Below are 20,363 nucleotides of genomic sequence, written 5' to 3' on the forward strand. Positions count from 1 at the left end.
CGACGGGTTCGGAGAAATATGGAGAGCGTGACGGCGTCCCGCGTGAAGTTGGTGCTTCTGGCGCTTACGAGCGGCCTCGCGGCTTTCGCTTGCGCCGCGTGCACCTCCTCGCCTGCGCCATCACCTCCGCCGAACGCGGCCGACGACACTCAGGAGCCACCACGCTTCGGCGGCACGACGGGATTCCCCACGGATGCCTCGTCGACCGACCAAGCCGGCTACGCCCTCGGCGGCTGCGCCGGAGGGCCAGAGATGGCCTGCCATGGGCCGGGCATGGCCATGAGCGGTCTCGTATTGGCGGACACCCGACCCACGAACCTCGTGAACGTACCGTCCGTCGAGCGGCCGGATCTGATGCGCGTTCGCCCCGGTGATCCGGCCCGGAGCTACCTCTATATGAAGATCACGAGGGCGTCCGGGATCGATGGCGTGCCCATGCCCAAAGACTCTCCGCCGCTCGACGAGGCGTCGATCGCGGCCATCGCGGCGTGGATCGACGCGGGCGCGCCGGACCTGCTGGAGCCGTAGGGAAATTACGGGGCGACATGCCAGGACGAGGCCGCGCAAGGCGACTCGTCCCCGAACCGGGGCCCTTTCGCGCGAGCGCGCGATTCAGCTAGCGAACGGGCGCAGGCGATCCTTGAGCAGCAGGATGATCTCCTGCTTGCTCTTCCTCTCGCCGCCGAGCTGCACGTAGCGATCGGCGAGCCAGTCGTGTCGCTTGAGAAACAGGAAGAGCGACACCATGAAGAAGTCGATCCCCTCGAACACGATCGCGCCTTCTTTCGCGTAACGCGCCTGGTTCTTCTGCAGCTCGCCGGGCAGGTCGGTCCAGTGGCGGGCCGCCATCAGGTGGTGACCGATGTGGTAACCGTCGTTGAAGCAACGGCGGTTGTACCGGCTGTTGATGCACGTGATGCTGTTCGTGTGCGGGCGATCGGGGCGTTCGCGGTCGAGGAACGCGTGCTGACCCCAGTTGCCCCACATCATGAGGAAGCGCACCGCGAGCCACGGCGCGACGAAGACCGTGAAGGTCGGCCAGAACGAGAGGTAAAGGCCGACGCCGCACGCGACCAAAAAGAGCAACTCGCCGATGAGCATGCGCCGCGCCAGCCGGCTCTTGCCGTGGCGCTGAAGATAGAGAGGAAGCCTCGCTGCCGTGGTCAGCATGAAGGTCCCCCAGTAATGGAGAAAGGCGAGGAAGCTGTCGCGCTGGTACCTCATCGTGGACGACAGGTCCTTCGCGAGGTTGTTCTCGGCGTGGTGCATGCCGAGGTGATGCGCGTAGTAGGTCTCGGGCGACTCCCCGAAGAACGGTCCGAGCACCCACGGGATGTAGAGGTTCAAGACCTTCGACTTGAACAGCGGCCGGTGGCTCGTGTTGTGGAGCATCAAGATGCAGCGATCCACGAACACCAAGAAGGTGAACGCGAGGTACGCGACACCGAGCCACCAGCGGAAGTGGCCAGGTATGAACAGGTACGCCGCGAACGGGATGACCATGAGCGTCATCGCCAGCGCGAGCTTCACGAAGGGGACGTCACGCTTGTCGTTGATCAGCGGAACGATGATGCGTTCCAGCAGGCTCGCCCTCGGCGCAGCTTCGTAGGTTGGATCGGAAAGCTGGAGCTCGGGAGCGATCCAGCTCTCTTCGAGGCTCTCTTCGAGGGATGCGACGGCCGTCAAGGTATCGGAGGCTAGGCGCCGAGACGAAAAATGCAATTTGATTGCGACAGCCTACCATTGCCGGTCTCCACGAAGTCAGTGCACCGCGGCTGTGCGCGGGGGCTCCGTGGAGAGGCGATGGATCAATGACGATCCTGACCAACACCCTCGTCCTCGCTCATGCTCGGACGCTTGGACGCGCCTTCTATCGGCCAATTGCTCCGTCGAACGTCGAACTTCGAACGTCAGGGCGTCTGTCCCCGCCCGACGGTGCACGACGGCTACGGTAGAGGTCTGTCCAAATTCGGCTTTGCCGTCGCTTGCGTCAGGCTCGACCTGCCGTCCCTACCTCACGCCCAGCGACGTCGATGACCGTCTTCGGCAACCGAAGCTGGATCGTTGCGCTGGCGGGAACGTCCCGGCTGCTTGCGGGAGCTGCATGCACTCCGACGCCGCCGCGAAGGCGAGTGCCGCCGCCCTTCGAGCGAACCCATATCCGGCGAGCGGCTTGGCCATCGCCGAGATCAGCCCCCGTTTGCACTGCTCGAGGCGCTCTGACGAAGTCTTCCGTCACGCTTGGCTGATGCCTCCACGACGTCGCTCCTCGCTCGACGGCGGCGGTGCCGAGCCGGAAGCGCCGCCGCTCGCCAGCACGAGCACTCCGACGCCGATGCAGAGTCCCCGCATTCGAAGTTCGTCGTGTCTCGGAGCACTGGGCCGCCGCAAATTCGGCCACCCTGGCGCCGCCCGGGGTTTATCCTTTCGGGCCGATGAAGCTCTCGACTCCGCTCGCGAAGAAGCTCGGACTCAAGTACCCGTTCGCGTCTGCGCCGATGTTCATCATCTCGAACAAGGAGATGATCGTGGCGGCGGCGGAGGCAGGAATCCTCGGCTGCATGCCTTCTCTCAATGCACGCACTCCGGAGAAGCTCCGTGAGGACCTTGCGTGGATCAGGCAGCGCACGGACAAAGCGTTCGGCATCAACATCACGATTGGCCTCACGGCGCCCGAGCGCGTCGAGGCCGACATGGCGCTCTGCATCGAATTCGAAGTTCCGGTCATCCTCACGAGCTATGGCAATCCCACGGCGCTCGTGAAGCAGGCTCACGAACACAAGCGCCTCGTGTTCCACGACGTCATCAATCTCGCGCACGGCAAGAAGGCCGTTGCCGCGGGCGCCGACGGAATCATCGCCGTCTCCGCCGGAGCGGGCGGCCACGCCGGTCGCATTTCGCCGTACGTGCTGATTCCCTGGCTCAAGGAGGAGCTGAAGGTTCCGATCCTCGCCGCGGGTTGCATCAGCGATGGCCGCCAGGTGGTGGCGAGCCTCAGTCTCGGTGCCGAGCTCTGTTACATCGGCACGCGCTTCATCGCATCGACCGAATGCGGCGCCGCGCAGGACTACAAAGACAGCGTGGTGAAGGCCACGCCGGAAGACATCGTCTACACGGACGCCGTCTCGGGCATCCACGCCAACTTCATCAAGCACACCGTCCCCGAGAACTTCGCCGCCGATCGCTCTCCCGACGGCGCGAAGCGTTGGAAGGACATCTGGAGCGCCGGCCAGGGCGTGGGCCTGATCACCCAAGTGAAGTCGATGGGCGAAATCGTGGAAGACCTCGCCCGTGAGGCGCACGACACGCTCGCTGCGTTCGGCTGACGCCGCCGACGCCCGTCGTCCTGGTGAGCTCCGCCTGGAAGGGCGAGACCGCGGCGACGGCGAATTCATGCTTTCAGGCCCGACGATCCGGACCTATCGCTCTGTTCGACCCTGGGATGCTCTGACCTTCCGAGACTCACACGACGACGTCATGACGAGGCACCTTCGCCACCTTCGCAGTCAACGTCCCTGAAATTGCGCTCTGCCGAATGCTCGAGGATGCGATCTGGGAGCTCCGCTCTCGGCAAGAGAAGCGGGCCAGGTCACCTGCGGAGTGCTTCCGCGCAGTTCGCTAGGTCGACCGACAGCGGCTGCTTCCTGTACGCGACGCTCGAACGTCGACCCCGCTGACCGCCTCGGGATAGCGTGCCAACCCCGCTTCGGGCACAGCGCCCGATCGGCCTGAAATCACGCTATGCCGAATACATCGGCGGGGGCCTCCTCGTGCGATTGAAGGTGCACCGGTTTCACCGCAGCCTTCTGCTCCGAAGGAGCGCCCCGATAGTCATTCGTGAGGTAGTCGCGCGCGTTAGGTGCGCAGGCCAACGCGCAACGAGCCTAGAAATCCGCTCTGCCGATAAGACGCGGAACGACGTGCCTTGCTTATCTCCATAGGAGCTTCGGGTGCCGCCTGGCATACGAGACAGCCGACGACGGCGCCTTGCTCACCGCAGATCGAGCCATCGTCGATGCACGAGGCGCTACGGAGCGGCCGGGCGCCCGGTCATGCGCGCCTGCTCAGTTGGCTTGACGCGGAAGCGATCCATTCGTGTTCGTGACCGGGCGCGCGGAGTCGGCGATGCTGCGCGGGCGAGACACGATACGAGACGCGAGAGCGCTGCCACGCTCTAGCGAGGGCGCTCGTTGGGATGGACGAGGCCGTGGCGCTTCCAGCCCGTTCGCGCGAACCAGGTGCGGGGAGCGCGGACTGGGCGTTCGTGCCAATCGCGTCGGATGAGGGTGCTCCAGAGCTCGCCGAGCATGGGGCCGGCGCGCGGGTCCCAGCCTTCGAACCATGCGGCGGAAGAGTATGGATCGAGCGATATCGAGGCGAGGAACTGGGATTTCTCGCCGACCGCGTGCTTGCGGATGTTCATCAGCACGTAGACCAAGGCATTGCGAACTTGCCTCAAGCTCGTGAGGTCGCGCCGTGTGTAACGACCGCGCCAGAGCGAGCCGTGCCGACGCACGAGTCTGTTGATCGCCCATGCCAGGCGCGAGGCGAGGTGCTGAACGCCGCGCCAAAGCCGCTTGCGGTCCATCGCCTCGACGATCAGGTGAATGTGATTCTCTTGGACGATGAAGTGGATGATCTGGAATCCGTCGCGCGTGGCGGCTTCGATTCGCTTGCGAATGGCTTCGAACACGCTCTGTCGACGGAAAGACCCTATTCCGGACTTCGCGCGCAGCACGACGTGCACCGGATGGTTTTTGTCGAGATCCGGCCTCATACCATGCGGTTCGAATCCCTTCCGATGCGCGGCAGGTTTGCGGCCGGCTTTCGAACGCGCTGCTCCGCCGCGAGCGCAGCGCGTGCCTCGTGCCCCTCGCACGTCGGACCCGAACACAAATACCTGTTGCCCACCCCTGGCCCCCGCCACGGGATTCGAGATAGCACGATTTCAGGATTCGTCGCGCAATCCTCGAATCGCCGAAGGCGCTCGCGCGCTTCCGCGAAGTGACTCGGAGCAACACGAGCTGCGGGGGCACTCCAGTTTGCTCTTCCCCGCTTGTCTTGCGGGCCACGCAAGGGGCCGCAACGCGGACACGGTGTCTGGCCCCCGCGAGTTTGGGGTTTACGGGGCCTGAGATCGCTGCAGGCATTCGGCAGAGCGCAATTCCAGCCTCGGCGGGCTTGTCGACCTCCGCGAGGAGCGAGGTCGAACGCTAGTCCGAGGCGCGTGTGGAGCCGACAGCAGCGGCACGCCACCTGCGTGCGCGCGGCGCCTAGGTCCCCTGAACGATGCGGCACCCTGGGAGTCTCTTGCGGCCTGATGAAACCAGTGACCCCCCGGGAGCCCGAAAGAACGACCACACCAATTCCGCAGAGCATGATTTCAAGCCTCTGGGCGCACACGCCTCAAGGCGATGACGCATCGAAGAGACTCCCGGTGAGGGCCTCCGCCGCCCTCACCAGGCACCTGGCGGCTAGCGGGGGCCTAGTTCTCAACCCACATCCAGGTACATGCGACGTGCGCGAGGGCAAGGAAGTTACGAGCCGACTTCTCGTAGCAAGTCGCGATAGCGCGAAATCGTTTCAGGTTGTGGAAGAATACTTAGACGAGATAACGCTGCCGATAGAGCTCTCGGATGACCGGGGACTTCCTCGGCCGCTCGGGCTTCGAGTGAATCACCGGTCGCATGCCTTTATCGTGGATGGCCTGGCGAAAGCGCTTCGAATCGCAACCGGTGTCGCCAATAAGAGCCTTGCCGCGGGCGTGTTCAAGTCGAGTGCAGCGCTTCGCGCTGGCGTCTTTGGTGCATCCTCGCGGAGCGAGGTTCTCCGGTGCGTGCGAGGTTCGGCCCAGCTGCGGAGCGGGTGCTCCGATGGCTGCAGCGGAGGATGCTCTGGCTGCTGATTTCCACGTACGTGCTCGGCGCGCTGGTGCCGGGCTTCGGCATTCGGATACGAGGGCTCTCCGCAGGTACGGTAACGTTTCCACTCGGGGCCACGGCGGAGGCCTCGATGCCGGCGTTCATGCTGGGCTTTCTCCTCACTGTCGCCGGGCTCGCGACCGACGTTGGGCAGCTGAAGCGCGTTGCGCGGAAGCCCACGCTCGTATGGCTCGGGCTTGCCGCGAATACGCTTTGGCCGATCGCCTTCACTACCATGATCGCGTTCGTTCTCAGGCTCTGGAGCAACGACGTCGAGGCTCAGAGCCTGCTCGTCGGTCTGGCCATGGCGGGAGCGATGCCCGTTGCCGGAGCGTCAGCGACGTGGTCGCAGAATGCGGAAGGCAACATCGCCCTCAGTCTCGCCGTGGTGCTGGGGTCCACGATTGCAAGTCCCCTCCTCACGCCCCTCGTTCTCCATGCCGTCGCCGGTGTGACGCACGGTGATTATTCGGAGGACCTCGACGAGCTCGCGCAAGGAACGGCGATCGCGTTCGTCGTGCTGGCGGTCGTGTTGCCATCGCTGCTCGGCCTCGTGCTCCGCCAGGTTCTCGGAGCTCGTCGTATTGGTCGCGTCATGCCTGCTCTCAAGGCCGCGAACCTCGTCGTGCTCCTCCTGCTCAATTACTCGAATGCGTCGCTGGCCTTGCCGGGGATCTTCCGACTGTCGAATTGGAACTTCGTCGTGCTCACGGCTGTCGTGACCGCGTGCATGTGCGCCGGCGGATTCGTTGCCGGATGGGCGATGGCGAAGCGGCTCGGAGCGGAACGTCGTGACCGCATTTCAATCACCTTCGCGCTCGGCATGAGCAACAACGGGTCGGGGCTCGTGCTGGCTTCGAGCGCTCTTGCCGACCACCCGCTCGTGCTGCTGCCGCTCGTTCTCTACAACCTGGCGCAGCAATGTGGCGCCGGTATCGTCGATACGGTGCTCCGTCGTCGTGCTTCCCCGACGACGTCCGACGAAGAACGCGGAACGCGGCCGCCAGCGGCGTAGGCGCGCGGCTCAGCCCGCTTTGGGCTTGGCCTGTCGCGAAGCGTCGCCGGCGAGCTCGAGAAGCCAGCGCTTGTCTTCGGCGTCCTTCGTCATCGACGCGGCCTTCTTGAAGGCACTTGCGGCGGCTCGATAGAGAGCCTGAGCGCGGCGCTGCTTGCCTTCGGGAATGCGCGAAGCGACGAGCTCGCAGGTCTTGGCGAGTGTCGTCCACGTCGAACGCTGGCCTGGCGAGAGCTTCGTCGATTTGTGTGCGTAGTACAGCGAACGCGAAGCCGACTTGCGGCGAGCCCACCCGCGGGCGAGCTCTTCGGCCACCACCGCGGCGTCGTCGGCGTTGCCGGTTCCCTGCGCGATGGCATACGCCGACTCGAGTTTTGCGACGGCGCCCTTCACGTCGCTCTTCATCGAAGCGGCTGCCTCCTTGAGGAGACGCGCGAGGTCGTCGCTGGAGCCCATGGAGCGACAACTACTATTCGACGGATGAGCTACGCAAGAGTGTCCACCGGCGGCTCGGGCCGAGCGAAGTGGTCGGTCGGGAAGCGCCACGCTCGCGACGGCCACGTGTCGGCGGCGCTCTGTTCGTTTCATCAGAAACCATCGGGGCAGGAGAATCGTCGTGCAACTCCGTCGGCAAATCTTCCAAGCATGAAAGCTTTGACGCGTTCAGACCCCAAATCCTCCGTAATTTCGTTTGGCACGCATCTCGCTTAAGGGATGACCGCACCGCGTGAGTGGCCATCCCCCCCCTGGCCCCGCGCGGTGTTTTCTTTTTGTCCGCGTCGAGCCCGTGCCCGGCACGATGTCCGCGTGTGTGGTGGAGCTTGCGAGGATTCGCGCCGCGTTCGTCGCGCGCTTTGACTACAAGGACGCGATGCACGCGGACCACCAGCTATTCCTCGACGCCATCGCTCAGAAACGCCGCCTCTCGGTGCGCTTCTTCAGTCGCAAGGTGAACCGCGAGCTCGTCCTCACGTGCGCGCCCCTCGATTTCGGTCCGCTGCGCGGTTCGAGCGACGGTCTCGACCGCTATCAGTTCTGGAACCTCGAAGGAAAGCGCAAGCCGCTGAACGTTCCGGTGCTCGAGGCGGACATCGTCAAGATGACGCTGCTCGAGGAGACCTTCGACCCGGCGGCGATTATCACGTGGACGTTCAAGCCGAACGCTTGGCACGTGAAGCGCGACTGGGCCGAGTTCAGCTGAGCGCGCCCCTGATCAGGCTCTCTTCGCGCGCCGCGTAGGCGGGGGCGTCGGCTCGTCTGAAGGGCGCAGAACGACGCCGAAGAGGACGCGCACGAAGCGCTCGACGGCGTCGGGGGTCCGGTACGACTTCGAAACGAGGATCGCGCCCTGCAGGGAAGAGATGATGAAGCCGGCGATCTCGTCGACGTCGGTATCGGCGGCGAGCTCCTTGGCTTTCACCGCTGCGCGCAGGCAGTACGCGACCGATTCCTTGTTCTCGGCAAAGATGCCGGCGATGCGTAGGCGAATGGCTTCGCTGTGCTCGCTCGCCTCGGCGCTCATGTTGCCGTAGAGGCAGCCCTTGCGCATCTGGTCTTTCGCGAGGAAGGTGAGCTGGTTTTCGATCCAAGCTCGCAGGCGTGCCAGCGGCGGAAGCGCGTCGTTCCGAAGCGTTGCTCGAACGGCTGTACTCGTCATCGCGTAGTACGCGTCGATCACCTCGAGGCCGAACGCCTCCTTCGAGCTGAAGTGGTTGGTGAAGGAGCCCTGCGGGACACCCGCGGCTTGCACGATGTCACGCACGCTCGAGGCGCCGAAGCCCCGCTGGTGAACGACACGAAGTCCGTCCGCGACGAGCTTCTCCTTGTTCGACGGCCTGCCCACGTGGGCAATATGGCCGTCCGTAGTGTTGGGTCAAGCGGGGCGTCTCGTGGCCGCTCGGCAGCCTCGATCGCGGCGAATTCTTGCGCGGACCAACCTTGACGGCGAATCAGTACGTACGTACGTATATGGCAACGCCGGTCAGAACGATGCTTGCACGTTGGGCAGGCGCGGTCGTCGCGCGGCCGCTGTCCGAGCTCGGTCGATCGCCAGCTCGATTCGGGAGGAAGTCATGGCTGACAAGAAGGAAGCGCAGAACAAGCAGCTCGTTCTCGACGCGTTCGAGACGCTCTTCAACAAGCGCGACTACGCCACGGCCGAACGCTTCTGGTCATCGGCGTACGTCCAGCACAGTGCCCACATCGCGCCCGGTCGTGAGGGGCTCTTCGAGCTCGTCAAGGCAGCCCCGTCGACGTTGCACTACGAGAACCAACTGACCGTCGCCGAGGGCGACTACGTGTTTCTCCACGGCCGATTCTCGGGACTCGGCCTGCCCGCGCCTTGGGTCGTGGTGGACATCGTGCGCGTCGAGGACGGCGTTCTGGCCGAGCATTGGGACGTCATTCAAGACGAAGCGACGAGAGATCAGTCCAAGAGTGGAAAGCCGATGTTTGGAAATTCGTTTCCGGCTTGAACTGAGGAGAATGTCATGAAGCTCGAAGGGAATACGATCTTGGTCACCGGGGGCGGGTCGGGCATCGGTCGTGCGCTCGCCGAGGCTTTTCACGCGCGCGGCAACCAGGTCATCGTAAGCGGGCGCCGCCGTGATGTCCTCGAAACCACGGTGAAGGCCAATCCCGGAATGGACTTCGTGGAGATGGATGTCTCCTCGCCCGAGAGCATCACCGCTGGCGTCGCCCGGGTTCTGGAACGTCATCCATCGCTCGACGTTCTGGTCAACAATGCCGGGATCATGAAGATCGACGACGTCGCCACGACCGTGGACGACGAGCTGCTCGTCTCGACGGTCGCCACGAATCTGCTGGGGCCGATGCGCATGACGGGCGCGCTCGTCGAGCACTTCAAGAACCAGCCGAAGGCCGCGATCATCAACGTGTCGTCCGCGCTCGGGTTCGTACCGCTCTCGTGGTCCGCGGTTTACTCTTCGACGAAGGCCGCCATGCACTCGTACTCGCTCTCCCTGCGCTACAAGCTCAAGGGGACGAGGGTGGAGGTGATCGAGCTGGCGCCGCCGTGGGTCCAGACGGATTTGCTGGGCCCCGAGAACCGCAGCGACGCGCGAGCCATGCCGCTCGACCAGTATATGGCCGAGACGATGAGCCTCCTCGAGCGCGGGGACCTCGAGGTCGTCGTCGAGCGCGCCAAGCCCCTGCGAAACAACGTAGGCCCGGACGAATCGAAGTTCGTGAACGAGCTGAACGACATGGTCGGGGCGCCCGCATAGAGCCGGCCGAGCGCGTGGGGTGACAACGAACGAGCGTGTTTCCAATGGATTGGCACGTCGCTTTTCGTCCGGGGCGATCGGCCTAGGGTGGTTCGGGACCCCCAACCATCCGAGGATCCATGACCTTCGAACTGCCGAAACTGCCGTACGCGAAAGACGCGCTCGCTCCTCACGTCTCCGCCGAGACGCTCGAATACCACTACGGCAAGCATCACGCGGCCTACGTGACCAATCTGAACAAGGCGCTCGAGGGCAAGCCCGAAGCCGCGAAGTCACTCGAGGAGATCATCCTGAGCTCGGAGGGGCCCGTTTTCAACAACGCGGCGCAGGTGTGGAATCACACCTTCTACTGGAACTCGATGAAACCCAACGGCGGCGGCGAGCCGACCGGCGACCTCCTCGCGGCCATCCAGCGTGACTTCGGCTCGGTGGCGAAGCTCAAAGAGGAGCTCACCAACGCCGCCACGACGCAGTTCGGATCGGGCTGGGCGTGGCTCGTGCTCGACGGCGGCAAGCTCGCGGTCACGAAAACGGGCAACGCCGATCTACCAATGAAGCACGGACAAAAGGCGCTCCTGACGCTCGATGTCTGGGAGCACGCGTATTACATCGACTACCGCAATGCGCGCCCCAAATACATCGAGACGTTCCTCGCTCATCTCGTGAATTGGGACTTCGCACTCGCGAACTTGAAGAACGCCTGATCAGCCTCTCTTCGCCAGCAGTGTAGAGAGCGACATCGGCGGGTGTCCGGTGAGGCGTTCGACGTCTCCGGTCACCCGCGCGAGCTCGCCCGCGGCGATGGCCGTGTACGTGCTCACCCATGCATCGAGCTGCCATTTCGGCGCGCCGTACTTCGCGCGTGAGGCATACGCTTCGTCGATAGTCTCGTTCACGAACGTGATCGCGTGCTCCTCGTGCGCAGAGAGGACCCGAGCGATCTCGTCGAGTGTGAGCGCCTCCGGTCCGGTCAGCTCGTAGGTTCGGCCGTCGTGCGTCGCGGGCGCACGCAGGATGGCCGCGATGGAGTCCGCGATGTCGTCCTGTGCGACCGCCGCCGCGAGCCCATTCCCTGCCGGACCTGCAATCGTTCCCTCGGGAGAGACGAGCAGCGGGAGGAAGTCGAGATAGAGGTTGTCGCGCACGACGACGAACTTCATTCCGCTCTTTCGGAGGTGTTCTTCGGTCTGCCAGTGATCACGCGCGAGCGTGAACGTCGCTGTGGGGGAGGCTCCGAAAAAGGAGAGGTAGACCACGCGCTGCACGCCCGCTCTGGCCGCGGCGTCGATGAACGCGAAATGGTCTTTTACGCGATCAGGGCTCTCCGACGCCGACACCATGAAGAGCGTTTCGACAGCATCGAGCGCACCGACGCTCGCGTGGAAGTCGGCGTACGTCGTCACGCGAATTTTCGTGTCCGGAAGCGCTGGGGCTCGTGACGGATCTCGGACGACCAGCCATTGTGGAATACCGAGGGACGCGAGACGGCGGGCAACTCGTCCACCGAGCTTTCCTGTCGAGCCGGTGACGGCGATTCGAGGAGTTACGTGATTCATGCGTATGCCTGCGTCGGCACCGCGCAACTCAGTCGCGCGGATTGAACAGTAGTTAAAAGTTTTGCAGAGGCCTGTCGGCGCCTCCACATGGTAGGGCCGTGCTAAGCGTCTCGGTGTGTCTTCGAACGGCCGACGCGTCATTCTCGATCGACGTCCGGATCTCGTTTCCGTTCTCGAGGCGGCATACGGCCACGAGAAGGACGAAGAGGCCTGGGCGGGGCAGCTGGTTGACGCCATCCAGCGCGCGCTCCCGCGCTCGAATGGCGTTGGATTCAACCTGTTCGAGTACGACGAGAATCTTGCGATTACCCGTCTACGCCACGTCGCCGCGGTCGGCTCGGGCATCGCCGGAAAGTCGGTGAGCGGGAGTGTCTTCCGCGCGGCGGGGCCCGAGGTCGCACGTCGCTATCACTTTCCTCGTCGTCTCGTCACGACACAGAGCGAGATCGACGACGCGGGCTCCGATGAGGTGAGAGAGTTCGGCGAGTTCTTTCGCCGCCGTGTGGGCATGGCCGACGGCGTCGCCATGATCGGCCGCTCGAACGATGGAATCGGCTTCGTTCTCTATGCGGGATTCGACGAGCGTATCGAGCTCGGTCGCTACGAGCGGCAAGCCCTCGCACGCGTCGCCCTCCACCTGGAGAGTGCCATCCGCTTGCGACTCCGGCCCGAACGGGCGGTCGCCGTGATGGATGCGAACGGCAAGCTCCTTCACTGCACGGAGGAGGCGCTCGACAGAGACGCGCTCGCCAAGCATGTGGTGGCCGTCGAGGCCTCGCACCTTCGCGGGGCGCGTCGCGGCGCGGAGGGCATCGCCACTTGGAATGCACTGCTCGATGGCCGGCTCAGCCTCGTGGCACGCGACATCGGTGGAAAGCGTCATTACGTGTTGCTCGAGAACGCGCCCGACCGACGTGCGATGCGCGTCCTTTCTCGGCAGGAGGTCGAGATCCTCCATCTCTCGGCACGTGGCATGCCGGTCAAGCTGGTGAGCTACGCGCTCGGCATCGCTTCGTCGACGATCTCGCACGCTCTCGCATCGGCGGCGAACAAGCTCGGTTTGCAGTCGCCGCGCGAGCTCCTGCGCTTGGCCTCGAACTTCGTCCCCGAATCTGCCGGTGAGCTCGATCTCGGGAGCCTCACCTCCGCCGAGCGCGACGTTCTCGAGTTGATTCGTCAGGGGCTTTCGAATCAACAAATCGCCGACGCACGCCGTAGTTCGGCGCGAACGGTCGCCAACCAGGTCAACGCCATCTTGCGAAAGACGAACGTCTTATCGCGGCGTGCCCTCATCGCTGCCGCGATGCCGTCGACCTGATTTCCCTAATACCGCTTCGTATTGGCTATTCGCCCGACGTTCGAAACGACGACGGACTCTTGCCCGACCAATCCTTGAAGGCGCGGGCGAAGCTCTTTTCGTTGGTGAATCCGATGGTGCGCACGAGCTGTTTGATGGGGATGTCCGTTCGACGAAGCAGGTCGGCGGCGCGCTCGAAGCGAACCTGATCTTTGATGGCCTGGAACGAAGCGCCTTCGTTCGCGAGTTGACGATGCAGTGATCGTAGCGAGAGGTGGAGCGCCGACGCAGTGGCTTCGGCCGTTGCCGGTTGATGACTCGGCTCGGCGAGGTAGGCGCGCACGCGCTCCACGAGGAGACGGTCGCGACGGTACTGGCGCACCGTGAGCGGGAGGGCGCGCTTCAGCATCATGTCGAGCGCCGGCTCGTCCCGCTTCGTGGGCAGGTCCAGATAGCCAGGACCGAAGACCATGCTGGCGACCGATTGGTCGAAATGCGAGGGCCCCGGGAACAGGAACTCGTAGGCCGAGGCGTGGGGCGGGGGCGGGAAGGGGAAGGTGACCTCTTCGAGGGGGAGCTGAGAGTCGACGAGCCAGCAAGCAAAGCCGTGGACGTAACGAAGGCTCGTCAGCAGGCAGAACTCGCGCATCTCGCCGAGGTCGCGCCGTTCACGAATGGCGAGACGCGCTCCGCGTTCGTCTTCCTCGAGTCGGAGCTCGATGTCGTCGGTGAGGAGTGCGTGGTGGCGGCACCAGCGTTTGAGGGCGACGCGAAGGTTCGGTGAGCCGCGAGAAGCGCGGCAGAGCAGGCCGTACGTTCCCCAAGGCAGGCGTCGCGAGAACCACCCCAGAGCTTCGTCGTCGAGCTCTTGCATGGCCGCGGCCGAAATTGTTTCCATCTGCTCGGCGTCGATTCGCGCGTCTGGACGGCGGAGCTGAGCCGGTGTGATCCCCGCCGCGGCCAGGGCGTGATTCGGCGAAATGCCGTATTTTTCGTAGGCCAGGACGATGGTGCGCACGAAGGCCATGGGCGTCTCGGCGCGGCCGCGCTGGAGGGGGCGGCGCTCTCCGGCTGCACGTTGCGTCGAGCGGCGTGTCGTGCTCACGCAAGATATCTTGGCACGATCTGCAACCTTGCTGGCGGGTTGTGTGCCCCCCGACCGTTAAACTTCACGGCGCGCACCACGTGTCGGTGGCGCGAGGGAGATTCAGCGTGGCGCAGTTTTCGGAGCTTGGATTCGACCTGGGGGAAACCATCGACGCGCTTCGCGCGAGCGTGCGGCGCTTCGCGGACAAAGAGATCGCCCCGCGGGCGGCTCAGATCGACCGGGACAACCTCTTCCCGGCTGACCTCTGGAGGAAGCTCGGCGAGCTCGGCGCCCACGGGATGACCGTGAGCGAGGAGTACGGCGGCACGAACCTCGGCTACCTCGCGCACATCGTCGTGATGGAAGAGATCTCGCGCGCGTCGGCCTCGGTTGCGCTCTCCTACGGCGCGCACTCGAACCTCTGCGTGAACCAGATCCACCGCAACGGAAACGCCGCGCAGAAGGAGCGCTTCCTCCCGAAGCTCGTCTCCGGCGAATTCGTCGGCGCCCTCGCCATGAGCGAGCCCAACGCCGGCTCGGACGTCGTGAGCATGCAGCTCCGCGCCGACAAGAAGGGCGACCGCTACATCCTCAACGGCTCGAAGATGTGGATCACGAACGGCGGCGACGCCGATGTCATGGTCGTCTACGGGAAGACCGATCCCGAAGCTGGACCGAAGGGCATGACGGCGTTCGTCGTCGAGAAGGGCACCAAGGGCCTGTCGTTCGGCGAGAAGCTCGACAAGCTCGGCATGCGCGGCTCGAACACGTATCCGGTCTTCTTCGAGGACTGCGAAGTTCCGGAGGAGAACGTGCTCGGCGCCGTGGGCAACGGTGTCCGCGTGCTCATGTCGGGTCTCGATTACGAGCGCGCGGTTCTCGCCGGCGGGCCGCTCGGCATCATGCGCGCCTGCCTCGACGTCGCGCTGCCGTACGTGCACGAGCGAAAGCAGTTCGGCCAGAGCATCGGCACCTTCCAGCTCATCCAGGCGAAGCTCGCCGACATGTACACGACGTGGTCGGCGTGCCGCGCGTACGTCTACTCGGTCGGCAAGGCCTGTGACCGGAGCGATCACGCACGCTCGCTCCGCAAAGACGCCGCCGGCGCCATTCTCTACGCCGCCGAGAAGGCCACGTGGATGTCGCTCGAGGCCATTCAGATCCTCGGCGGCAATGGTTACATCAACGAGTACCCCACGCCGCGGCTCCTGCGCGACGCCAAGCTCTACGAGATCGGCGCCGGCACGTCCGAGATCCGCCGCATGCTCATCGGCCGCGAGCTCTTCTCCGAGACCGGGATCTGAAACGCCATGACCACGCTCAACTCCCGCATCGACACGCGGTCGCCCGAGTTCCGGGCCAATGCCGAGACGATGCGCGGCCTCGTATCCGACCTGCGTGAGAAGGTCGCCGAAGTCCGTCTCGGTGGAAGCCCGAGCGCACGCGAAAAGCACGTCGCGCGCGGCAAGCTCCTCCCTCGCGAGCGCGTCGAACGCTTGCTCGATCCCGGCTCGCCGTTCCTCGAGATCGGCCAGCTCGCCGCCTTCGGCATGTACGACGGCGAGGCGCCCGGCGCCGGCATGATCGCGGGCATCGGCCGCGTGCAGGGCCGCGAGTGCATGATCGTCGCCAACGACGCGACGGTCAAAGGCGGCACCTACTACCCGCTCACGGTGAAGAAGCACCTCCGCGCACAGGAGATTGCCCTCGAGAACCGTCTCGCGTGCATCTACCTCGTCGATTCGGGCGGCGCGAACCTCCCGCGGCAAGACGAAGTCTTCCCCGATCGCGAGCACTTCGGACGCATCTTCTTCAATCAAGCCAACATGAGCTCGGCCGGCATCCCGCAGATCGCGGTGGTCATGGGCTCGTGCACCGCCGGTGGTGCGTACGTGCCGGCAATGAGCGATGAAGCGATCATCGTCAAAGAGCAGGGAACGATCTTCCTCGGCGGCCCGCCGCTCGTGAAGGCCGCCACCGGCGAGGTCGTGTCGAGCGAAGAGCTCGGCGGCGGCGACGTCCATACGCGCATCTCCGGCGTGGCCGACCATCTCGCCGACAGCGACCGCCACGCGCTCTACATCGCGCGTCGCATCGTTTCGAATCTCAATCATCGCAAGCCCTCGGGCCCCAAGCGCGAGGCGATCGAAGAGCCGCTCTACGATCCGAGCGAGATCCACGGCATCGTCCCCACCGACACGCGCAAGCCCTACGACGTGCGCGAGGTCATCGCGCGCATCGTCGACGGCTCGCGTCTCGACGAATTCAAACCGCGATACGGCAGTACGCTCGTCACCGGCTTTGCCCATCTTTACGGTATTCCGGTCGGCATCGTTGCCAACAACGGCATCCTCTTCAGCGAATCGGCGCAGAAGGGCGCGCACTTCATCGAGCTCTGCGCGCAGCGTGGAATTCCGCTGCTCTTTTTGCAGAACATCACCGGCTTCATGGTCGGTCGAAAGGCCGAAAACGGCGGTATCGCCAAAGACGGCGCCAAGATGGTCACCGCGGTCGCCACCGCACGCGTGCCGAAGATCACGATGATCCTCGGCGGGAGCTTTGGCGCCGGCAACTACGGCATGTGCGGGCGCGCGTATTCGCCCCGCTTCATGTGGATGTGGCCGAACGCGCGCATCGGCGTCATGGGCGGTGAGCAAGCAGCCTCCGTTCTCGCCACCGTGAAGCGTGACGGCATCGAGGCCAAAGGTGGAAGCTGGTCGCGCGAGGAGGAGGCTGATTTCAAGACTCCGATTCGCGAGCGGTACGACGCCCAGGCTCACCCCTATTACGCGACCGCCCGACTCTGGGACGACGGCGTCCTCGATCCCGCCGAGAGCCGACGCGTTCTCGGTCTCTCGCTCGACGTCACCTTGAATGCCCCGATTGCCGAGACGCAGTTCGGCGTCTTCCGGATGTAGGAACGACCATGTTTCGCTCGCTACTCATCGCCAATCGCGGCGAAATCGCCTGCCGGATCATCCGCACCGCCCGTCGTCTCGGCATCACGACCATCGCGGTGTATTCCGACGCCGACGAAAGCGCCCGCCACGTTCGCCTCGCCGATCGCGCCGTGAGGCTCGGCCCCGCGGCGGCGCGCGAGTCGTATCTCTCGATGGAGAAGATCCTCGCGGCGGCCAAGAGCACCGGCGCCGAGGCCATCCACCCTGGCTACGGCTTCCTCTCCGAGAACGGCGACTTCGCCGAAGCGTGCGAGAAGGCCGGTATCGTCTTCGTCGGCCCGAGCGCTTCGTCGATTCGCTCGATGGGCTCGAAGTCCGTCGCCAAGTCGATCATGGAGAAGTTCGACGTGCCGCTCACGCCGGGCTACCACGGCGACGACCAGGCGCCCGACCATCTCAAGCGCGAAGCCGACCGCATCGGTTATCCGGTGCTCATCAAGGCGAGCGCCGGCGGTGGCGGTAAGGGCATGCGCCGCGTCGACTCGTCGGCCGACTTCGAGGCTGCACTCGCATCGTGCAAGCGCGAGGCGGCGAGCTCGTTCGGCTCCGACCACGTGCTCGTCGAGCGCTACGTCGAACGTCCTCGCCATATCGAAGTTCAAGTCTTCGGCGACAATCACGGCAATTATGTCTATCTCTTCGAGCGCGACTGCTCCGTTCAGCGTCGCCATCAAAAGGTGCTCGAAGAGGCGCCTGCGCCCGGCATGACCGACAAGGTTCGTCGCGCCATGGGCGAGAGCGCCATCCGCGCCGCGAAGGCCGTGAACTACTCGGGCGCTGGAACCGTGGAGTTCATCGCCGACCAGCGCGGCACGTTCTACTTCATGGAGATGAACACGCGCCTGCAGGTCGAACACCCGGTGACCGAGAAGATCACCGGGATGGACCTCGTCGAATGGCAGCTGCGCGTCGCCAGCGGTGAGCCGCTCCCCAAGAAGCAGGAGGAGCTCACGATTCACGGACACGCCATCGAGGCGCGCATTTATGCCGAGAATCCGGCCGCAGGATTCCTGCCTTCGACCGGTAAGCTGATTCACCTCGCGCCGCCGGTCGAGTCCGAGTTCGTGCGCGTCGACACGGGCGTCGAGCAGGGCGACTCCATCACCCCGCACTACGACCCGATGATCGCGAAGCTCATCGTGTGGGGCGAAGATCGAAAAGACGCTCTCGCGCGCATGGGCAGAGCGCTCGACTCCTACGAGATCGCCGGCGTCGAGAACAACGTCACGTTCCTCGGCCGCCTCGTCCGGACCGAATCGTTCGCGACTGCGAATCTCGACACGTCGCTCATCGAACGCGAACGCGAAGCGCTCCTCCCGAAGGACGCCGCGCCTTCGGATACGATCTGGCTCGCCGCGACGGTCTCGGAGCTCGCCAAGCGCCAGGCTGCAGCGAAGCGCGAGGCGGGATTGCCCTGGGCTCCGCTCGATGGCTGGCGCCTCGGCCCTGCGGCTTCGCAGCTCGTTGCGCTCCGCCGCGAAGACGACTCGCGTGAGCTCTTCGCGACGGTCGCAGGTCCGAGCGAGTTCGACGTGACCGTGGGTGCCACTGGCGCCCCGACGCGCGTGGCGTTCGCCATGGCGGGAGAGTCGGAATTCCGCCTCACCATCGGCGACCGTGTCGTCAAAGCGACGGTCGTGCCCGATGGCGCGCGCCTTCACGTCTTCGTCGAGGGCGCTCATTGGACGCTCGACGTCGTCGACCCGCTCTACGTCGAATCTTCGGCGGATGCCGATACGGGCGCCATGCGCGCGCCGATGCCCGGTAAGGTCATCGCGCACGTGGCCAAGGAAGGTGCACGTGTCGAGAAGGGCGCGCCGCTCATCGTGCTCGAGGCGATGAAGATGGAGCTCACCATCTCCGCGCCCAAGGCTGGCGTGCTCGAGCGCTTCGCCTATGCCGTCGGCGAGCAGGTCAGCGAAGGCGCCGAGCTCGTCGTGTTCAAGGAAGAGGAGAAGGCGTCATGACCGCGGTTCGGATCGTCGAGGTCGCGCCTCGCGACGGCCTCCAGAACGAGAAGGTCAACGTCACGACCGAGACGAAGCTCGCGCTCATCGACCGCCTCGCGCAGGCAGGTCTGACCGAGATCGAAGCGACCTCGTTCGTGTCGCCACGCTGGGTTCCGCAGATGGCCGACCACGACGCCGTCATGCGCGGCCTCGTTCGCCGTCCCGGGCGCAAGTACCCCGTCCTCGTCCCGAACCTGAAGGGCTATCAAGCGGCGGTGGAGGCCGGGGCACGCGAAGTCGCCGTGTTCGCCTCGGCCTCGGAATCGTTCTCGCAGAAGAACATCAACTGCTCGATCGACGAGTCGTTCGCGCGTTTCGCACCGGTGTTCGAGTCGGCGAAGGCCGACGGCGTCGCGGTTCGCGGCTACGTCTCCTGCGTGGTCGGTTGTCCGTACGAAGGATTCGTCCCGCCGGAGAAGGCCGCCGACGTCGCCACGCGCCTCTACCGCGCCGGCTGCTTCGAAGTCTCCCTCGGCGACACGATCGGCGTCGGCACGCCCGCCTCGGTGAAGCGCCTGCTCGACAAGGTCGCCGCCCACGTGCCGCTCGACAAGGTCGCCGGCCACTTCCACGACACCTACGGAATGGCCACCTCGAACGTGTACGCGTCGTACGAAGCCGGCCTTCGCATCTTCGACAGCTCCGTCGGCGGCCTCGGCGGCTGCCCCTACGCCAAGGGCGCCACCGGCAACGTCGCCACGGAAGACGTCGTCTATCTGATGCAGGGGCTCGGCGCCGACACCGGCGTCGACCTCGACGCCCTCATCGACGTCGCCCAGTGGATCAGCGAAAAGCTGGGCCGCTCGGTCCAAAGCCGCGTCGCCCGCGCACTGCTGGCGAAGCGCGGCAGCTGATCGAGCACGCTGCGCCGTTCACTGCACCGGGGGACACGCGCGCTCTAGCGTCCGTGTCCGTCGTTCGTCGGCTGTTGCCGCCCTGCAGCGACGTCGGTGCGAACAACGAAGCACATCCCGAGTTCGTCGGCGGGGGCAAGCAACGGTGCTTTGATTGGGCGCTTCTCCGCGCCGTACCGATCGTGCTGCGCCAAGAGGTCGTGATGGCGCGGAGTGCAGCGGAAACCCTGCCAACGAGTCGCTAGGTGGGCAGATGCACGCGTTCGCCTGCGTCGATGCTGCGCCTACTCGACAAGGTCAGCGCGCACGTCCCGCTCGTCAAGATTGCCGGTCACTTCCGCAACGTCTACGGAATGGCGACGCTTAGAGTCTCTGCTGATAGGTAGCCGGCGTTTGCGGCCTCGGCGGCTCGCGCAGCG

18 protein-coding genes are annotated in these 20,363 nt (G+C 65.0%); 12 read left to right on the forward strand and 6 right to left on the reverse strand.

Going from position 1 to position 20,363, the window contains the following annotated elements; genetic code table 11:
• Positions 1-27 precede the first annotated feature (27 nt).
• Complete coding sequence (locus tag AKJ09_RS20260) at positions 28-528, forward strand: hypothetical protein (protein WP_146648851.1); 501 nt, start codon at positions 28-30, stop codon at positions 526-528.
• 84 nt (positions 529-612) lie between these two features.
• Here AKJ09_RS20260 and AKJ09_RS20265 read toward each other — a convergent pair whose 3' ends face one another.
• Complete coding sequence (locus AKJ09_RS20265; protein WP_146648852.1) at positions 613-1,686, reverse strand: fatty acid desaturase family protein; 1,074 nt, start codon at positions 1,684-1,686, stop codon at positions 613-615.
• A gap of 749 nt (positions 1,687-2,435) precedes the next feature.
• On the opposite strand from AKJ09_RS20265, the gene AKJ09_RS20270 reads away from it, so the two are divergent.
• The gene (locus tag AKJ09_RS20270) at positions 2,436-3,326 is read left to right on the forward strand and encodes an NAD(P)H-dependent flavin oxidoreductase (protein ID WP_146648853.1); all 891 of its coding nucleotides are present in this window, start codon (positions 2,436-2,438) and stop codon (positions 3,324-3,326) included.
• Between the two features lie 848 nt (positions 3,327-4,174).
• Here the strand turns inward: AKJ09_RS20270 and AKJ09_RS20275 are convergent.
• The gene (locus AKJ09_RS20275; protein WP_146648854.1) at positions 4,175-4,777 is read right to left on the reverse strand and encodes a transposase; all 603 of its coding nucleotides are present in this window, start codon (positions 4,775-4,777) and stop codon (positions 4,175-4,177) included.
• 1,112 nt (positions 4,778-5,889) lie between these two features.
• Between AKJ09_RS20275 and AKJ09_RS20280 the strand changes: the two genes are divergently transcribed.
• Positions 5,890-6,936: a bile acid:sodium symporter family protein gene (locus AKJ09_RS20280; protein ID WP_146648855.1), complete on the forward strand. Its 1,047-nt coding sequence runs from the start codon at positions 5,890-5,892 to the stop codon at positions 6,934-6,936.
• Between the two features lie 9 nt (positions 6,937-6,945).
• On the opposite strand, the gene AKJ09_RS20285 is transcribed toward AKJ09_RS20280, so the two are convergent.
• The gene (locus tag AKJ09_RS20285; protein ID WP_146648856.1) at positions 6,946-7,392 is read right to left on the reverse strand and encodes a hypothetical protein; all 447 of its coding nucleotides are present in this window, start codon (positions 7,390-7,392) and stop codon (positions 6,946-6,948) included.
• A gap of 271 nt (positions 7,393-7,663) precedes the next feature.
• Between AKJ09_RS20285 and AKJ09_RS20290 the strand changes: the two genes are divergently transcribed.
• Complete coding sequence (locus AKJ09_RS20290) at positions 7,664-8,137, forward strand: hypothetical protein (protein WP_146648857.1); 474 nt, start codon at positions 7,664-7,666, stop codon at positions 8,135-8,137.
• Between the two features lie 12 nt (positions 8,138-8,149).
• Here the strand turns inward: AKJ09_RS20290 and AKJ09_RS20295 are convergent, their stop codons facing one another.
• Positions 8,150-8,779 carry a TetR/AcrR family transcriptional regulator gene (locus AKJ09_RS20295; RefSeq protein WP_146648858.1) on the reverse strand — a complete coding sequence of 210 codons (630 nt, stop codon included), beginning with the start codon at positions 8,777-8,779 and terminating at the stop codon, positions 8,150-8,152.
• 229 nt (positions 8,780-9,008) lie between these two features.
• On the opposite strand from AKJ09_RS20295, the gene AKJ09_RS20300 reads away from it, so the two are divergent.
• The 3 genes from AKJ09_RS20300 (at position 9,009) to AKJ09_RS20310 (ending at position 10,885) form a co-directional block, all read left to right on the forward strand.
• Positions 9,009-9,410: a nuclear transport factor 2 family protein gene (locus tag AKJ09_RS20300; RefSeq protein ID WP_146648859.1), complete on the forward strand. Its 402-nt coding sequence runs from the start codon at positions 9,009-9,011 to the stop codon at positions 9,408-9,410.
• A 15-nt stretch (positions 9,411-9,425) separates the two neighbouring features.
• On the forward strand, positions 9,426-10,181 hold the full coding sequence (locus AKJ09_RS20305; RefSeq protein WP_146648860.1) for an SDR family oxidoreductase: 756 nt from the start codon (positions 9,426-9,428) through the stop codon (positions 10,179-10,181).
• 119 nt (positions 10,182-10,300) lie between these two features.
• The gene (locus AKJ09_RS20310) at positions 10,301-10,885 is read left to right on the forward strand and encodes a superoxide dismutase (protein ID WP_146648861.1); all 585 of its coding nucleotides are present in this window, start codon (positions 10,301-10,303) and stop codon (positions 10,883-10,885) included.
• Here the strand turns inward: AKJ09_RS20310 and AKJ09_RS20315 are convergent, their stop codons facing one another.
• Positions 10,886-11,737: an SDR family oxidoreductase gene (locus AKJ09_RS20315; protein WP_146648862.1), complete on the reverse strand. Its 852-nt coding sequence runs from the start codon at positions 11,735-11,737 to the stop codon at positions 10,886-10,888. It lies immediately after the preceding gene.
• A gap of 115 nt (positions 11,738-11,852) precedes the next feature.
• Here AKJ09_RS20315 and AKJ09_RS20320 point away from each other — a divergent pair, with 115 nt between their 5' ends.
• Entirely contained in the window at positions 11,853-13,055 is a 1,203-nt protein-coding gene (locus AKJ09_RS20320) for a helix-turn-helix transcriptional regulator (protein ID WP_146648863.1), read from the forward strand.
• Positions 13,056-13,080: 25 nt separating this feature from the next.
• Here AKJ09_RS20320 and AKJ09_RS20325 read toward each other — a convergent pair whose 3' ends face one another.
• Complete coding sequence (locus AKJ09_RS20325) at positions 13,081-14,139, reverse strand: AraC family transcriptional regulator (RefSeq protein WP_205633751.1); 1,059 nt, start codon at positions 14,137-14,139, stop codon at positions 13,081-13,083.
• A 107-nt stretch (positions 14,140-14,246) separates the two neighbouring features.
• Between AKJ09_RS20325 and AKJ09_RS20330 the strand changes: the two genes are divergently transcribed.
• Genes AKJ09_RS20330 through AKJ09_RS20345 form a run of 4 tightly spaced genes read left to right on the forward strand, consistent with a single transcriptional unit; the run spans position 14,247 to position 19,944 of the window.
• Positions 14,247-15,425, forward strand: coding sequence for an isovaleryl-CoA dehydrogenase (locus tag AKJ09_RS20330; RefSeq protein ID WP_146648864.1), 1,179 nt, complete (start codon positions 14,247-14,249; stop codon positions 15,423-15,425).
• A 6-nt stretch (positions 15,426-15,431) separates the two neighbouring features.
• Positions 15,432-17,039: a carboxyl transferase domain-containing protein gene (locus tag AKJ09_RS20335; RefSeq protein WP_146648865.1), complete on the forward strand. Its 1,608-nt coding sequence runs from the start codon at positions 15,432-15,434 to the stop codon at positions 17,037-17,039.
• Between the two features lie 8 nt (positions 17,040-17,047).
• Complete coding sequence (locus AKJ09_RS20340; protein WP_146648866.1) at positions 17,048-19,048, forward strand: acetyl/propionyl/methylcrotonyl-CoA carboxylase subunit alpha; 2,001 nt, start codon at positions 17,048-17,050, stop codon at positions 19,046-19,048.
• Positions 19,045-19,944: a hydroxymethylglutaryl-CoA lyase gene (locus AKJ09_RS20345; protein WP_146648867.1), complete on the forward strand. Its 900-nt coding sequence runs from the start codon at positions 19,045-19,047 to the stop codon at positions 19,942-19,944. The genes AKJ09_RS20340 and AKJ09_RS20345 overlap by 4 nt, the downstream gene beginning before the upstream one ends.
• Positions 19,945-20,363: the final 419 nt, after the last annotated feature.

Origin of the sequence: Labilithrix luteola (genome assembly GCF_001263205.1) — a bacterium.
GTDB classification, from domain to species: Bacteria; Myxococcota_A; Polyangia; order Polyangiales; family Polyangiaceae; genus Labilithrix; species Labilithrix luteola.

Coding starts and splice junctions, on each gene's coding strand:
- AKJ09_RS20270 (WP_146648853.1), top strand. CDS start 2,436: ATGAAGCTCTCGACTCCGCTCGCGAAGAAGCTCGGACTCAAGTACCCG.
- AKJ09_RS20275 (WP_146648854.1), bottom strand. CDS start 4,777: ATGAGGCCGGATCTCGACAAAAACCATCCGGTGCACGTCGTGCTGCGC.
- AKJ09_RS20280 (WP_146648855.1), top strand. CDS start 5,890: ATGCTCTGGCTGCTGATTTCCACGTACGTGCTCGGCGCGCTGGTGCCG.
- AKJ09_RS20285 (WP_146648856.1), bottom strand. CDS start 7,392: ATGGGCTCCAGCGACGACCTCGCGCGTCTCCTCAAGGAGGCAGCCGCT.
- AKJ09_RS20300 (WP_146648859.1), top strand. CDS start 9,009: ATGGCTGACAAGAAGGAAGCGCAGAACAAGCAGCTCGTTCTCGACGCG.
- AKJ09_RS20305 (WP_146648860.1), top strand. CDS start 9,426: ATGAAGCTCGAAGGGAATACGATCTTGGTCACCGGGGGCGGGTCGGGC.
- AKJ09_RS20310 (WP_146648861.1), top strand. CDS start 10,301: ATGACCTTCGAACTGCCGAAACTGCCGTACGCGAAAGACGCGCTCGCT.
- AKJ09_RS20315 (WP_146648862.1), bottom strand. CDS start 11,737: ATGAATCACGTAACTCCTCGAATCGCCGTCACCGGCTCGACAGGAAAG.
- AKJ09_RS20335 (WP_146648865.1), top strand. CDS start 15,432: ATGACCACGCTCAACTCCCGCATCGACACGCGGTCGCCCGAGTTCCGG.
- AKJ09_RS20340 (WP_146648866.1), top strand. CDS start 17,048: ATGTTTCGCTCGCTACTCATCGCCAATCGCGGCGAAATCGCCTGCCGG.
- AKJ09_RS20345 (WP_146648867.1), top strand. CDS start 19,045: ATGACCGCGGTTCGGATCGTCGAGGTCGCGCCTCGCGACGGCCTCCAG.